This is a genomic window from Echinicola sediminis, assembly GCF_054777495.1.
This window is the reverse complement of sequence record NZ_BAAHAP010000109.1, coordinates 1-15,628: the sequence shown is the minus strand read 5'-3', so window position 1 is coordinate 15,628 and position 15,628 is coordinate 1. Positions and strand designations below refer to the sequence as shown.

General features: G+C 43.5%; 17 protein-coding genes. 1 reads left to right on the top strand and 16 read right to left on the bottom strand.

What is annotated here, in order from left to right; all coding sequences use genetic code 11:
* Nucleotides 1-173: 173 nt before the first annotated feature.
* On the top strand, nt 174-1,247 hold the full coding sequence (locus ACYVAA_RS19610) for a LacI family DNA-binding transcriptional regulator (protein ID WP_460545032.1): 1,074 nt from the start codon (nt 174-176) through the stop codon (nt 1,245-1,247).
* A gap of 7 nt (nt 1,248-1,254) precedes the next feature.
* Here ACYVAA_RS19610 and ACYVAA_RS19605 read toward each other — a convergent pair whose 3' ends face one another.
* The 16 genes from ACYVAA_RS19605 to ACYVAA_RS19530 all read right to left on the bottom strand — a co-directional run.
* Nucleotides 1,255-2,157: a DUF5777 family beta-barrel protein gene (locus tag ACYVAA_RS19605; protein WP_460545030.1), complete on the bottom strand. Its 903-nt coding sequence runs from the start codon at nt 2,155-2,157 to the stop codon at nt 1,255-1,257.
* Nucleotides 2,158-2,160: 3 nt separating this feature from the next.
* The gene (locus ACYVAA_RS19600) at nt 2,161-2,697 is read right to left on the bottom strand and encodes a YceI family protein (protein ID WP_460545028.1); all 537 of its coding nucleotides are present in this window, start codon (nt 2,695-2,697) and stop codon (nt 2,161-2,163) included.
* Between the two features lie 11 nt (nt 2,698-2,708).
* Nucleotides 2,709-3,080: a 2-polyprenyl-6-methoxyphenol hydroxylase gene (locus ACYVAA_RS19595; RefSeq protein WP_460545026.1), complete on the bottom strand. Its 372-nt coding sequence runs from the start codon at nt 3,078-3,080 to the stop codon at nt 2,709-2,711.
* Between the two features lie 358 nt (nt 3,081-3,438).
* Nucleotides 3,439-3,951 carry a CHRD domain-containing protein gene (locus ACYVAA_RS19590; protein ID WP_460545024.1) on the bottom strand — a complete coding sequence of 171 codons (513 nt, stop codon included), beginning with the start codon at nt 3,949-3,951 and terminating at the stop codon, nt 3,439-3,441.
* A 119-nt stretch (nt 3,952-4,070) separates the two neighbouring features.
* Nucleotides 4,071-5,327: a porin family protein gene (locus tag ACYVAA_RS19585; RefSeq protein ID WP_460545022.1), complete on the bottom strand. Its 1,257-nt coding sequence runs from the start codon at nt 5,325-5,327 to the stop codon at nt 4,071-4,073.
* A complete protein-coding gene (locus ACYVAA_RS19580) occupies nt 5,296-5,862 on the bottom strand; it encodes an RNA polymerase sigma factor (RefSeq protein ID WP_460545020.1) in 567 nt (188 codons plus the stop codon). The genes ACYVAA_RS19585 and ACYVAA_RS19580 overlap by 32 nt, the downstream gene beginning before the upstream one ends.
* A 219-nt stretch (nt 5,863-6,081) precedes the next feature.
* On the bottom strand, nt 6,082-6,789 hold the full coding sequence (locus tag ACYVAA_RS19575) for a sulfite exporter TauE/SafE family protein (protein WP_460545018.1): 708 nt from the start codon (nt 6,787-6,789) through the stop codon (nt 6,082-6,084).
* A complete protein-coding gene (locus tag ACYVAA_RS19570) occupies nt 6,789-7,214 on the bottom strand; it encodes a FixH family protein (RefSeq protein WP_460545016.1) in 426 nt (141 codons plus the stop codon). The genes ACYVAA_RS19575 and ACYVAA_RS19570 overlap by 1 nt, the downstream gene beginning before the upstream one ends.
* A 3-nt stretch (nt 7,215-7,217) precedes the next feature.
* Nucleotides 7,218-8,645, bottom strand: a complete 1,428-nt coding sequence (gene ccoG, locus ACYVAA_RS19565; RefSeq protein ID WP_460545013.1) for a cytochrome c oxidase accessory protein CcoG — start codon at nt 8,643-8,645, stop codon at nt 7,218-7,220.
* Between the two features lie 53 nt (nt 8,646-8,698).
* Entirely contained in the window at nt 8,699-9,622 is a 924-nt protein-coding gene (locus tag ACYVAA_RS19560; protein ID WP_460545011.1) for a cbb3-type cytochrome c oxidase N-terminal domain-containing protein, read from the bottom strand.
* Nucleotides 9,609-9,803, bottom strand: a complete 195-nt coding sequence (locus ACYVAA_RS19555; RefSeq protein ID WP_460545008.1) for a cbb3-type cytochrome c oxidase subunit 3 — start codon at nt 9,801-9,803, stop codon at nt 9,609-9,611. Before ACYVAA_RS19555 ends, ACYVAA_RS19560 begins: the two co-directional genes overlap by 14 nt.
* Nucleotides 9,804-9,815: 12 nt before the next feature.
* Entirely contained in the window at nt 9,816-12,017 is a 2,202-nt protein-coding gene (gene ccoN / locus ACYVAA_RS19550; RefSeq protein WP_460545006.1) for a bifunctional cbb3-type cytochrome c oxidase subunit I/II, read from the bottom strand.
* A 3-nt stretch (nt 12,018-12,020) separates the two neighbouring features.
* Nucleotides 12,021-12,206, bottom strand: a complete 186-nt coding sequence (gene ccoS / locus ACYVAA_RS19545) for a cbb3-type cytochrome oxidase assembly protein (protein WP_460545004.1) — start codon at nt 12,204-12,206, stop codon at nt 12,021-12,023.
* A complete protein-coding gene (locus ACYVAA_RS19540) occupies nt 12,197-14,629 on the bottom strand; it encodes a heavy metal translocating P-type ATPase (RefSeq protein WP_460545002.1) in 2,433 nt (810 codons plus the stop codon). The genes ccoS and ACYVAA_RS19540 overlap by 10 nt, the downstream gene beginning before the upstream one ends.
* Nucleotides 14,630-14,688: 59 nt before the next feature.
* Nucleotides 14,689-15,318 (bottom strand): hypothetical protein, encoded by a 630-nt coding sequence (locus ACYVAA_RS19535; protein ID WP_460545000.1) that lies wholly within the window; start codon nt 15,316-15,318, stop codon nt 14,689-14,691.
* A 166-nt stretch (nt 15,319-15,484) separates the two neighbouring features.
* Nucleotides 15,485-15,628: helix-turn-helix domain-containing protein (locus ACYVAA_RS19530; protein WP_460545034.1), on the bottom strand; the 144-nt coding region annotated here is incomplete at its 5' end.

Sequence of the window (15,628 nt, the reverse complement as noted above, 5' to 3'; positions counted from 1 at the left end):
TTGTTAAAACTTCCTATCCAAGAAGGATTTTTAATTAAAAAATCATTAATTCGTAAAAATTATTACTGTAAAAATCCAGTCAGTACTTGTTCGCACAAGTTGTAAAAAGTACATAACTTTTATGGGGCAGATATTTTTTGACTGAAAGAATCAAGACAATTAGGAGCAAAAAAATGGAAAAAAATAAAGTCATTAGGATAAAGGATATCGCCAAATTATCGGGCGTTTCTGTAGGAACAGTTGATAGGGTGATACATAAAAGAGGCAAAGTGTCGGACTCCTCACGTGAAAAAGTAGAAAAAGTCCTAAAAGAAATCGATTATACGCCAAACCTACTTGCCAAAACACTGGGATCCAGCAAAACCTATAAAATAGCCCTGTTGACTCCCCACCCGGAAGAGGACCCCTATTGGAAACTCTCTTTGGAAAGTTTGCCCGCATCCAAGAAAGAGTGGTTGTCTTACCAGATGGAGATAGACACGCACTATTTTCAACTGAACAATGCACAATCCTTTGAAAGAGCAACTCAAAAAGTATTAAAGGACCAACCGGATGCAGTGATCAGCGCCCCTATATTTCTAAACGAGGCCTTGACCTTTTTTAAAGAGCTCGACCGCCTGCAGATCCCCTATGTTCATTATAACACGATGATCAAAGGAGTCTCTCCGATGGCCTTTATCGGTCAAGACCTGTATCAAAGTGGACGGCTGGCCGCTTCACTGATCGATCTTTCCACAAAAAGAATAGAGGGAACTGTGGCCATATTGCATATTAGAGAAAACATACAGCATTCTGTCCACCTTCGGGAAAAGGAAAGAGGCTTCCGGGAATATTTTAAAGAAGACATAAAAAACCAAACGGAAGTCAATTCCATTATTATAGAAGGCGATGACATGAAGCTGTTTGAAGCCAAGATTATGGAAGCCATACACAAACATAACATCAAGGGGCTTTTTATCCCTACTTCCTCAGGCGCCAAACTTACGGCCAATATTATCCGAAAAAACCAGTTGCCCCATATTTGCTTGGTTGGTTATGATCTGATAAAGGAAAATATCGAATTATTGAAAACAGACCATATTGATTTCCTTATCAATCAGAACCCAAACCGACAAGTCTATAGGGGCATACACCATCTTGCCAACCACCTTCTGTTCAAAAAAATCGCCCCGAAAACCGAACTGTTCCCCCTAGAAGTAATCACCAAGCACAATGTGGATTCCTATATTCACTCCAACATTCATTGATGAACACCTACCACGCTTTGCCTTTTTCATTCAGTTGAAACGACCTGGAAATATTGAAACCAAAATGAATATCACCATTCCAAAAATCTCCCGTTGTGGCAGGAATAAAACCTGTCTCGGTCATTGACTGGGCATTGGTAAGATGGAGCTGAAACACATGTCCTCCCGTTTCTATATCAAAACCTATGGATACTACATTATAGTAGTTGTCATTTGAGGGGCTGATGCGGTAATAGTATTCAGCATTCAGGGAAGTCCGGGTGGTTAATTTGAACCTTCCGCCTACTCCCATTGCTGCCAGATCATTATCATCTTGCCTTGTCGGTACAAGATTTTGATGAACATAGCTTGGTGTAAGCTGCAAAGAAAAACGCTCCGAAAATTTTCGTGCAATAAGTAATTGATGTGCATAGGCAAGCCTGCGCTCAAAATTCATCGGAAGCTCCGGCCTTTTAAATGTATTGAGGGATACATTGGAAAGCCAGGCCAGTGTTACAGGAATATTGGTACTGCCTTTTTGCTGGTCGAGCAATCTGTACTTGATGAATCCATCATATACTTTTTGAAAAGAGTTTCTTCCCACACCAACAGTAAGCCTGTCCAGGAAACTGTATTCAAGTCCCAAACGTATATTGGATTCATCCAGGCCAAAAAAATTATAACCTCCCGAATTGACCCTACCAAACCGGTGGGAAATAATAAAATCCAAATTCCCTCTTCCTCGGGTCTCCACCGTATGGCCGTTGATCAGTCGTGTGCCCTTAAAGGTTCCTGCTACCATTTCATCCACCGGTTCCACCTCTTTCTCAAGCTCCTCCAGTAAACTGTCCTGAGCCCTTGCCCCCTCAACACTGAAAAGAAAAAGCAACATCAGCGCTAAAACCGCTTTAAACAATTTTCTATCAATCATCTATTAATCCTTTTTAAACTTAAAATCTACAGTCACTTCAACCTCTTCCGCAATTTTTTTAAACAGAATTTTAGGTATCTCTATATTGTGATCTGCCAACAGAACAGGGAATACGGCCTTCATCCTAAGCCCGTCCTTCACTTCCAATTCACCATTTATTTCCATTTCCTGTTCTACGCCGTGAATGATCATCTTACCTTTTGCCCTTGCATTTTGTTTACCTGAGGCATTGAGGTCATAACCTGTCAACCTTCCTTCAAACGTAGCCCTCGGATACTTGTCCGATTCCATGAAATTTTCATTGAAATGTTGCTGCATCAGAGACTTGGCAAACTCGAACCCTTTAATCTGGACCACAAATGCAAATGCCCCTGTAGCTGCATTGAACACTCCGATCACTTCTTCGTTATCGGCTTTGATATCTTCCAGTGGAGCACTGGAAAAAAAACTCACGCTCGCCTCTGTGGTACGGTATGCTTGTCCACAGAGCGGAGTAGCCAATACCGACCAAAGAATTATCGCTATAATATATGCTTTCATGACTTGCTTAATCAATTATCTTTTGCTCCATCGGCCACCCAACAGAAAATATCATTCTTTTGCCGCTGTGTCAAGGTCAAACCAGAACTGGCAGCCGGCATAAATCCACTTTCGGTGTAGGATCTTATCTGGGTGGCATTTTGGATGATATTGGCTTTGACTGTCAGGTTAAGCCTTCCTGTTCCTGCTACATGACAACCTGAAATGGCACAATTGTTTTCAATAATGGTGGACACTTCCCCTGAGAGTGTTGCCATATTGTCCTCACACCTGTCATTGCCGCCATTACCATTCCCCGGATTGATATCCTCTTCATTTTCACTGCTACAGGCCAACATTCCTCCGATCAGCAAGCCCAAGACTACCATTTGAAATCTTTTCATTTTTTAAAAATTTTAAGTTTAAGATAAAATTTTAGAAGAAGAGGAAACCGCCTTATTCTTCCACGTCTTTGCGATCCGCAAAAGCGGGGATGCTTGCCTTCCGCAGACAGGCATTCCCTCTAAGTGCAAACAAAAACATTTAGATCGCTTCGCCGGTGATGACGGCTATTATCATCATGAGACAGCTCCCTCTTCTTTAACCCGAAATATGCATTAGCATATCTACGCCACGGCGCACAAGTATTACGTCATGAAACTACTTTAGAATCAGTCGCTTCGCTTCCCGATTTATCTGGACTGATTTTCTGCATTTTCAGTTTTCATTTTGCTTCCTATTGCATAATCCGGTTTTAATCCACTAATATCCAGGGCTTCCCCCTCCGTTTCCTCCATTGCCATTAGAACCGGTCGCATTGCTTCCGATATCCCCTTGGGCTACCAAAGTAGACAACTGACTTGAACTCAGATGGACATTGACATATCCGTCGAAGTTGATAAGTCCTTGATAAGTGATCTCCGTTCCATCGTTCAGTTCTGTCACAACGGTTTCACTTCTACCCGTTGCACCGTCCACATTGGTCAAGTCAACAACAATTCCTCCTCCTTCACTTGCCGAATTGGCATGGATGTGCGAAGGATGGGAGTTTCCGGCCGTAGTACCCGTCAGATCGATCTCCACCAGCGTAAAACCGTTGGCCTGCCTTGTAAATGTTACCGTTCCTGAAATGCCAGGATCAGAAACCGAATTCAAAGTGTAGACCTTCTTTTGTACCTGAGGAGTAGGATCATCGTCATCGTCATTACAGGCTATAAATCCTGCGGATGCTACAATCAACAAGCACCACATCATCTTTTTAAGCAACCTTTCCATGATCTTTTGTTTTTAATTTTTACAATAATCTTCCACCGCACCTTTTAACTCTTTCTATAGAGCCGAAAAGTCCGTCATTTTTCTCTTACAATCTTTCTGGTTTTATGGATTCATCTATTCTACCAGCTGTATTTTAAGCCTATTAATGCTCCTGCACTCTTAAGGCTTACCCGTCCTTCTCCAACACCTGATAATGGTAGTTTAAAGTAAGGCTCCACTTGTAGGGATATTTTTTCTGATAGCACCCTTTCATATCCCATACTTATATTGATCACTTGCAAATAATGCCTGTTCTGATTCCTGACATCCAGCTCAGAATAGGTAGTGGGGTAACCTTGGTTGGCACCATATTCAAGCGAATATTTTTCCCTCAGCATTAGGTAGGAAGACAGGCCAGAACTTATATACCATCTGTCCAAGTCACCATTGATAGCATAAAACCTTAGATTTAATGGCACATCAATGATGTAACAGTCTCCTTTTACCCCTGCAGATCTATTTCCGTAGCCGGGCAATTGATAGCCTTCATTTGCCCCATAAGTCTTAAAGGCATAAAGGGCCCCAAGATTAATGCTCCACTTTGGATGGATAAAGTACTCCACATTGAGCCCTACACTGGTACCCAAACCTTGAATATCATTGAGTTGAAGGGCACTGACATCTGGAGACAATAAGGCTGTTGTACTCCATCGCTTTCCGTTATGGAATTGGGGTTTATTCTTTTCAACTTGACTTGCTTTACCCAAAACCTGTTCTTTTTTCAAATCCAACAAGTCCCCCTCAAATCTCTCACTGAATCCCCCCAGATTTTTTATTTCACGCTTACTGGGGGGAACTATCCATTCTTTCAACCTTTTATTAGCCTTTCCATTGACCAAGGCTAGCATGGCAGCATTCTCCCTATCGGTTTCAGACTTACTATTGGCCTTGGCAATGAGTTGAGCACCCCTATTTCTTTTGTAGAATTCAGCCTCATTTGCCGGCTGTGAACCATCTGCTTGCTGCTCCTTCTTCTCTGTGAAAGCACCAATTTCCTTCTCGCCATTGGGATCTTCCTTCTGCCCCAACACACCATCTTTTGCTGCATTTTGTCCCGAAATATTCAATTGAGTATTATCCACTACCCCTTCTGTTTGGACACTTCTATAATCCGATACAAACCAAGCCCCTAATCCCAAGAAAAGGGCTCCCGCAATAATCAAAAGCATTTTGTAGTTTTGGAACCAGTTTGGTGCCGTCCCTCCTTCAATGCCGGCTAACTTACCCTTCATCTTCTCCCAATCCTCCTGAACAAAAGGGACTTCAGGTTCTTCTAACCCTTTTCGGAAGAAATCATCCAGCTCATTATCTTTCATATTTCGCCAGTCCTTTTTCATGATTTCTTTTTAATATTTCCCTTAAATTCGCCCGAGCCCTGGATAAATTAGATTTTGATGCCCCCACGCTTATTTCTAGCTTTTCTGCGATTTCCTCATGGGAATAACCTTCAATCACATAGAGGTTAAACACCATCCGGTATACCGGAGATAAATCTTGCACACATTGAATCATTTCTCCATAGGATAACTCACTCAATGCTTCTGGACTACTGCTCCCTTTTACCTCCACCACTTGATCCAACCCCAAGTGATGGTGATTATTGATACTTTTCTTATTATAATTGATTGCTGTATTAATCAAAACCCTTCTAAACCAAGCCTTAAACGCATATTTTTGGTCATATTGATCAATTTTAGTGAATACTTTCAAAAAGCTGTCATTCAACACTTCCACCGCCTGCTCCCTGGTGGAAGTATACCTGAGACATACACTCATACCATAACTGTAAAACTGCTTATAGAGCAATTCTTGGGACTTTCTGTCATTTTTTGAAAGCCCGTTTAACAGCGCTTTAGTTGGTTTAATGTCCACTATATCGAAAGGGTTGCATCAGCCTATACAAGGGGGCCAAGGGAATGGTTGCGTCAAGGCATGAATTATTTTCACTTTCTTCCTATGTCTCCTCCTTACTGATAATGTACGAAAAAGGGATGCTAAAAAGATGTTGTGGTTCAAGGAATAAAAAGTATCTGCGCTAATCAGCGAGACATTAATTTAATTTTCGCTTTATCCTACCCCCTATCCAAAAAATTATTTACAGATAGTAATTTCAGCAGGAACCCCAGACACGGGATCAAAAACATGCAGTTCAGGACTAATAAAATGAATGCCTAAACCTAAGCCCCTGACCACAAAAAGTACCCCAATAAACACTGCCAGATAAGGCATCATCCTGAACATCTTCTGTCTCCAAGCCGGGGTAAATAATTTCCCCGTAAGCATCAAAGCCAATAACAAGGGTACTGTTCCTGCCCCAAAGGCCAACATATACAAAGCGCCTTCCCAAGGATTGGAAAAAGCCATGGAAGCCAAAAGGGCGATATACACCATCCCACAGGGTAAAAGTCCATTGATAAGGCCTGTCATAAAAAAGGCTTTTGTTCCTCCTTGTTTCAGCCAAAAGCTCAAAGCCCCCTTGATTTTTGAAATAAAGTGATAAAATCCTCCTTTGCTTAAGGCCCTTTCTCCTTTTTTATACCACAAAGCAAATAGAATAATCAGGATTCCAAGACCTATGGAAATCCCTTGTTGCCATCCAGCCAACTGAAACCCCATTCCCAAAGCCCCTACCATAAGGCCCAAAGTACCATAGGTAAGCATTCTTCCGAGATTGTACCATAGTTTCCTAATAAGTACCTGTTTGGCATCAGAGGCAGAAATTGCCAAAGCAATAGGCCCACACATCCCAAGACAATGAAAAGAACCCAAAAAACCCAACAAAAACGCTGTCCAGACCATTACAAGCTGATTTTTAGTTCTTCAAAATACTCCTTCCCGTCCATGCTCCAGGCTACCTTTGCTCTCCAATATCCTTTTTTAAGGTCCGACAAGCTAACAGACTGAATTTCTGTATTTTCGAATGCAAAGTCGATTCTCTGGTCCATTCTTGCATCTGAAGGCCGGAAAAGCCATAAGGTCCCTTTGGTTCCCTCCTTTAGGCTAACCTGTAAGGACTTGCTGGATGCATCGAATTTCATCACCGCCTCCTCCAACATCGCCGTATTGGAAATCTTTTCAATTTGCTCCTGATAACGAAGCTCCTCTTCGTAATAATGTTCGGTGACCAGATGAATATCGTCTTGTTTTATACAGATGCCCACCATGGTAAATATAAGTCCGGCAAAGCAGGCAAATACCAGTATGATTCCTTTTCCCCAGTTCATAACTTATTGTTTTTTTGTTTTTGGCAAGGGTGCCATAAAATTTGTTTCTATTCGATCAATGACCTCCTCGTTTTGAAGGATCAGCAGTGTCACTTGTTTATTGATTTCACGGACATTCCCGCCATCTACCACCAGAAAAAACCGACCCTCCAGCTTGGATTGACCTTCCAGTTCCCAGTTTCCATCCGCACTCGCCTCAATGCGGTATTTTCCTTCAGCAGGTCTGATGTGAATCTTTTGCCTATCAAAGGTCTTATTGATAAAAGTCACCTCGTACAAATTGCTGATATGTCCATCGTTTCTCTTTTGATAGGTCATACCAGGAAACCTGGTCACCGTAGCCGAAAACTCTTTTCTGGTCACCAGTAAGCCAATAAAAGCCCCTATCAAGAGCAGCAACACCACAGAATATCCCATCACCCTTGGACTGATCAGTTTTTGATTTCCCTCCTTTATGCTGTTTTCGGAGGCATACCGAATCAATCCCTTCGGTCTCTTGACCTTATCCATAACCGCATCACAAGCATCTATACAGGCTGTACAGTTGACACATTCCATCTGTACACCGTTTCGGATATCGATCCCTGTCGGACAAACCTGCACACACAGTGTACAGTCTATGCAATCCCCAAAAGGGGACGTATCCCCCTTTTTCCTGTTGATCTTACCCCTCGGTTCGCCCCTTTCATAATCATAGGCCACATTGATCGAATTGGTATCCAAGAGGACCCCTTGCAGCCTACCATAGGGACATACCACGGTGCAGGCCTGCTCCCTAAACCAGGTGAAGACAAAAAAGAAAATTCCTGTAAAGGCCATCAATCCCATAAACCCGGGCAATTGCTCCACAGGAGAACTGCTGACTATTTCGGCTGTCCGTTTCACCCCGATCAGATAAGCCATGACCGTATGGGATATCAAAAGTGATATGAACAGAAAAATCAGCAGCTTACTTCCCTTTTTGATGAGCTTTTTACGGTTCCAAGGCATGGCATTGAGCTTCCGCTGCTGATTGGCATCTCCCTCGATCCAATATTCAATTTTTCTGAACACCATCTCCATAAACAAGGTCTGTGGACAGATCCAGCCGCAGAAAATCCGGCCGAAAACCACTGTAAAGAGAATAATGAAGACAAAAAGAATCAGTAAAAGAAAGAGCAGGATGTGGGTATCCTGTGGCCAGAACACTTGCCCCAATATGATAAACCTCCGCTCAAAAAAATTGAGCAATAGCAAGGGTTTTCCGGAAATGGTCAGGAACGGACCAGCAAACAATAAGGCCAACAAGAACCAGGACAAATAAGTCCTCCATTTATAGAAAACCCCATTTACTTTTTTGGGATAAACCCAACTGCGTCCTCCATCAGCTTTTACAGTTGACAGGGAGTTTCTGAATCCTTGTGAATTTTGATCATGCTGCCCCTTGCTCATTGCATTTCCATTTAGTTGAGGGGCAGCTGGAATACTGCCCCATAAATTTTGGTTCAGGAATTTTCGGTCAAAGAGCCGTTCCCTTCAGGCTCATCCGCCAAAGCCCCGTCCTTTGGCACATATATTTCTCCTTGAGGCTCCTTAGGATTGGCCGGAGTGGTCCCCTTAAGCGAAAGCACATAATTGGCTACCTGCTGTATCTCTTCAGGACTCAACTGGTCCTGCCAGGGAATCATTCCCTTTTCTGGGATACCGTATTTGATCACGGTAAACACATCCTGGATGCTTCCACCGTGAAGCCAGTACTCATCGGTAAAATTGGGCCCTATCCCTCCTCCTCCATCACTGGCATGACAGGCTACGCAGTTGTTCTGATAGATTGCCCCACCGGCATTCAACACCAGGTCCGACTGATCATAAACGACATTCGTCTCATCTATAGAAGCCAAAGCCAATGCTTTTCTCTGCTCTGCCGATATGGCTTCTTCATCAAGTTGGGCCTGATATTCTTCCTCGGGGCTTTTTCCCATACCAATACTGGTATTGTTGACCATATAAACCACCGCAAAGAGAAGGGTACCATAAAACATATATTTTAACCATGGAGGCATAAAATTGTCCAGCTCCACAATACCATCATAACTGTGCTCCAGCATGATTTCCTCCTCTTTTTCGATCGGCTTCAGTTTACCGGTGACAAAGCGCTCCTTAAAGTTTTCCCACCAAGAGGGTGCCTCTGCCATTTCGGGGTTTTCCTTTTTTAGAAGAACATTGATGAAAAACATCAGGTAAACCATTAATATCAGCAGCAGGACCAAGACGCCCAAAACTACTGCGATCATCAGCAACAGCCCCAGCTCACTGCTTTCCATAGCCCCTAAGGTTCTGAATAAGCTTTTTTCCGTCTCCTGTGCAAACCCTACCTGTGAAAAAAGCACCAGAAGGAATGCCATTGATAGCCTTTTACTTTTTCTCATGATCATTGCTTTTTGGGTGAAGGTTATCTTCTACAGGAAGGGAACTCATATGGGTGAGGTATTGCTTATCTGCCCTCAGCACCCACCATCCCATGCCTACAAAAAAGAGCACAAAGATGAGCAGGGAAATCACCGGGTAGATTTCTATGTTTTCGATTGAACTTAATATTTCTTTTTTCATGGCCATTCATTTTTATTTTGCATGACTATTATTTCCAGTTGGGGCATCCAGCTTTTTGATATCGGTTCCCAAACGCTGCAGATAAGAGATCAATGCGACAATCTCGGCATCCGGCATTACCTCCACCCCAGCTTCCTGCAATCCACTTACAATCTCATTGGCTTGTCTGCTCAAGTCCTGCATGGCGTCTTTGTCTGCATAACCTTCCGGATAGGGTACCCCAAGTTTTTGCAGGGTTTTGATTTTATCCGGCAAATCGGCGTGGTCCATGAGATTGGTTGCCATCCAGGGATAAGAAGGCATGGTCGATCCCGGAGACATGGTCCGTGGATCCATCATGTGGTGGTAATGCCAGCTATCGGGGTACTTCTTACCTACCCGGTGCAAATCGGGTCCTGTCCGCTTTGACCCCCACAAGAAGGGCCTGTCATAGACAAATTCTCCCGCTTTTGAATATTCCCCATAGCGCTCTGTTTCGGATCGGAAAGGACGGATCATTTGGGAGTGGCATCCCACACAACCGTGGGAGATGTAAAGATCCCTTCCCTGGAGCTCCAAAGGAGTATAAGGCTTCACACTACTGATAGTGGGCACATTCGATTTTACCAGGATGGTGGGTACTATTTCTATCAAACCACCTATAAAAATGGCCACTGTAGCCAGAATGGTAAAGAATACCGGTTTCCTTTCCCAGACATGGTGCCAGTATTCTCCTTTTTTGGCCACATGCTTGGTAAGCGCCGGAGCTTCATCTTCTTCCTCTGCCTGAAAGCATCCCACTTTTGCGGTTTTGATCAGGTTAAAGACCATTACTATAGCACCAGCCAGATAAAGTACTCCTCCAAAAGCCCTGAAAATATACATCGGTATAATTTCCAAAACGGTCTCCAAAAAGTTGGGATAAGCCAGTCTTCCCATTTCGTTGAATTCTTTCCACATCAAACTCTGGGTCAGTGCTGCCACATACATCGGCAAAGCATAGAATACAATTCCTAAAGTTCCCAGCCAAAAATGGGTATTGGCCAGCTTCTTGGAATATAGCTCCGTCTTCCAAAGCCTGGGCCACAGCCAATAAAGCATGCCAAAAGTCAAAAAGCCGTTCCACCCCAATGCGCCCACATGGACGTGGGCCACTATCCAATCGGTATAATGTGCAATCGCATTGACATTTTTAAGCGAAAGCAAAGGTCCTTCAAAAGTGGCCATGCCATAGGCCGTCACCGCCACGACCATAAACTTCAACACCGGATCCACCCTTACTTTATCCCAGGCTCCCCTCAAGGTCAATAGACCGTTGACCATACCTCCCCATGAGGGAGCTATGAGCATGATGGAGAAGGCAACCCCTAAGACCTGTGCCCAGTTGGGCAAAGCGGTATAAAGCAGGTGGTGCGGCCCCGCCCAGATATACAGGAATATCAGGGACCAAAAGTGAACGATGGAAAGCTTATAAGAGTAAATTGGCCTGTTGGCCGCTTTGGGAAGGAAATAATACATCAGTCCCAGATAGGGTGTGGTCAGAAAGAAAGCCACCGCATTGTGACCGTACCACCACTGCACCAGGGCATCCTGGACACCGGCATAGGCCGAATAGCTTTTAAAGAAGGACACCGGAAGTGCCAGGGAATTGAAGATGTGCAAAACTGCAACGGTCACAAAAGAAGCCAGGTAAAACCAAATAGCTACGTACATATGTCTTTCCCTGCGTTTCAGCAAAGTACCGATCATATTGGCCCCAAAAGCCACCCAGACCAAGGCAATGGCTATATCAATAGGCCATTCCAGTTCCGCATACTCCTTGGAGGTGGTCAAGCCCAGCGGTAAAGTGATCGCTGCCGCCAGAATGATCAGCTGCCATCCCCAAAAATTGATCCAGCTAAGGCTATCACTCCACATCCTGGTCTTCAATAACCTGGGCATGGAATAATACACCCCCGCAAAAATCGCATTGCCCACGAAGGCAAAAATCACGGCATTGGTATGCAAGGGCCGGATTCGACCAAAAGTGGTATAAGGGTTTCCCATATTGGCCTCGGGAAGAAAAAGCTGGGTGGCGGCCAAAATACCCACCAGCATCCCGACTAAGCCCCAAATGATGGTGGCCGCTCCAAAGTATTTTACGATTTTATTATCGTAACTGAACTTCTCCAGGATGATACCTGATTTCACGACCCTATCGTCGCGTTGGAACTTTTCCAGTAGTACATCTGACATACGTTACTTGTTTTTAATTGACGGTTTATCCTTACCTGATTGTTGTTTTTTTTGCTTGTCAAATAAGATTCTCACGGATGGTGTATAGGTGTCATCGTACTGCCCACTTTTCATTGCCTTGAAGAAGAGCAGCAGAAAACCCGTTGCCAATACCAGGCTGACACCGATCAAAACAACTATTACTTCCATGATGAATGCTTGGTTATTCCTTTTCTATAGGCGAGAAAGTTTATCGCCAAAGTGGTAAACACCACCACCGAAATACTGCTCAATGGCATCAATATGGCGCAAACTACTGGGCTGAGCAGTCCCTGAACGGCCAATGATAATCCCACTATATTGTAGAGAAAGCTGAGTATAAAACTACTGATGATCACCCGCCTGCTGTCCTTGGCCAAGTCAATCCACTGAGATAACTTTCCAATGGCTCCGGCATCCATGATCACATCACTGGCCGGCGAGAAATGAGTGGTCCGATCCGATACAGCAATACCTACTTGGCTTTCCTGAAGGGCTCCCGCATCATTGAGCCCATCACCCACCATTACCGTTTGCTTCCCTTTATCATTGAGGGCTTTGATATAGGCAAGCTTATCCTTGGGGCTTTGGTTAAAAATCATTTTCACCTCTTTTCCAAAAGCCTTCCGTAAGGAGCTCCTTTCGTGATCATGGTCTCCAGACAACACATGAACTTCCCCTTTGCCTTTTAATTCATTGACCACTTCCACTATTCCATCACGAAGGCCACTTTGAATAAGAAAATACCCTTGGACTTGCCCTGCTATGGAGAGATAGACCCTATTGCCCAAATCATTGGACTTCGCATCGCTCAAGCCCATCCATTTGGCAGATCCCAAACGGACGGTGATATTGGGTTGCCATATGGCTGATATGCCTTTGCCGGTAAATTCTTCCAGTCCTTCCAGCTGATCCTTTTGTATGTCACCTAACCATGCACTGATCCGGAGGCTCAATGGGTGCATCGAATCGGCAACCATGGCCTTGACCACACGCCTCAAAGGATCGGTCAATTCTCGGCCAATAAAGGTCACGCTCGCTTCCGATGGCTTGGTCATTGTGCCCGTTTTATCAAAAATATAAGCATCAGCCTTAGCCAGTCGCCCTATCACCTGGCTGTTTTTGAGGTAAAAGTGCTGACGGCCAAAAACCCTAAGGACATTCCCCAAAGTGAATGGGGTAGACATGGCCAAAGCGCATGGACAGGCCACAATCAGCACACTTGAGAATGCCTTGATGGCATAGGAAAGGTCTGTCTGGATCCAGAAAAGGAAACTGACCAATGCTATCAGCAAAACGACGAGGGTAAACTTGCCACTAATGGTAGTGGCCAGAGCTCCGAGGTCATTCTCTTCCTTAGTCTTGAAACTATCATGGTTCCACAGATCGGTCAAATATCCCTGAGACGGGGCCTTTTGAACAGCCAAAACTAAGGTTCCTGAACGCTGTCGGCCCCCGGCAAAAATTACTTCCCCTTTTTTGACAGGAACGGGCACTTCCTCGCCAGTTACAAAACTGTAGTCCACCAGTGCATCCCCTTTTATAAGCAAGCTGTCCGCTGGAACCAATTCATCTTTTCGGATTTTTATGATATTCCCAACGCAAATCGTTGGCAGTGAAACCACCTCCTCATGTTTTCCTACAAGCTTGGTTACCGCCAATGGAAAATAAGAGGTATAGTCCCTATCAAAAGACAAGTTTTCATAGGTCTTTTGTTGGAAGAATTTACCAATAAGCAAAAAGAACAACAGCCCTCCCAGTGAATCAAAATAACCGCTTTGCCCTAATCCAAACACCTCATACAGGCTATACCCGAAAAGAGCTGCAATCCCCAATACAATGGGTACATCCATATTGATGCTACCGTTTCGAATGGCATACCAAGCAGAACGGTAATAGTCACTGGATGAATAAAAAACCACAGGTAAGGCCAGTACCAAATTCAGGTAAACAAACAGTCCCCTGAAGTTTTCTTCCAGCATGGACACTTCGCTGAAGTACTCAGGCAAGCTGAAAAACATCATATTTCCGAAACAAAAACCCGCCATGGCCAATTGATAAATCAGTGTCCTATTGGGATTACTTTTTGGCTTATGGTGGATATTGGACAGGTTAATGGTCGGTTCATAGCCTATTTTATCCAATAAAACCACTAAGCCTTTTAAACTGAGTCCTTCATTTAAATATTTAAATCGGGCTTCTTTTTTGACAAAATCAACCCGGCCTGAAATGATATTGGCATCCAATCGGTGTAGATTCTCCAACAGCCAGATACAGGAAGCACAATGGATGGTGGGAATGATAAACGAGACATGGGTCTCTTTTTCATTTTGAAAATCAATCAACTTAGGGATGATCTCCGCTTCATCCAAATAATCAAACTTATTCAAGGAATGGCTGATCTCCTGTCTTTTGGTGCCAGGTCCTTCTTCATAAGTATAATAGCTGGACAAACCATTTTCCTCAAGGACTTCATAAACCACCTTACATCCCGAACAGCAAAACTTTTTGTCGTCAAAACCAACCACTTCTTCCAAGCATCTATCGCCACAATGATAGCAAAGCGTAACAGCAGTATCTTTTACTTCTTTCATAAGATTGGTTCTGAGTAAGGCATTAGTTTAAGTATTTCGGACAGGCTCCTCATTACAGATTATTTTCTTCCCTGGGCCAAATAAAATGATAGGTTATCGTACCAAACTTCTCCCTGGTAGAAGTGAAAAAGGACTTTTGCCAAATCTGCCTGATAGCCCTTGGAGGTCACCAAAAGGGTACATTTACTCTTGGTAGCGTAGGACCAAAAATCCCCTATTTTGGTAAAATTGAATTTTATAAAACTGGTTTCCCTGGTATATTTACTGATCAGTTTGGTTAAAGATTGTTCCTCTTGGATCTTGGATTTAGGAATAAAGCTTGGGGAAATAATCGTGGCCTGGCTGTCCTTGATGTGCAGTTCAAACATTTGTAGGAAGTCCTTAATGATACTCGCCGAAGAGGGACTTCCGTCATAATGAAACAATAATTTCCGGAAAGAGAGACCATTATCGAAGAGCAGTATAGGAATATCACAGGCCTTTTTCTCCAACACCTGGGGATATTGCTGCCCATGTAACCAGTCCAATACTTTGGGAAGATTTGCCAAAACTAATTTTACCTGATCGCCCTGCTGATTAAAATCATTGCCCACTTCTTTCTTAAAAAAATCCAAGGACATTTTTTTCTCATACCTTACTCCTAAAAGCGCTTCCGGTATCTCTAAATGACTTACTAAATTTCCTTCCATCTTATGACCCTTGATTGTATGTCACAAATCTATAAAGCTGAAAGCCCCCTAAGTATGACATTTAGAAAGTCAAAAACTGATAAAAGTCATGTTTTGAAATGCATAAAAAAATCCCGGACATAAATGCCCGGGATTCGTTTTATATGTTATAAATTACTGTGATCGATCAGTTATTGTAGAAGTCTGACAGCCTCGCCAGGCCCTTTTTGTCCAGCACGATAATTTTCTTTCCATCAAATTTGATCAGCTTATCTTTTTTAAATTCTGAAAGCAACCGTATAACCGTCTCCGTGGCCGTCCCTACCAAACC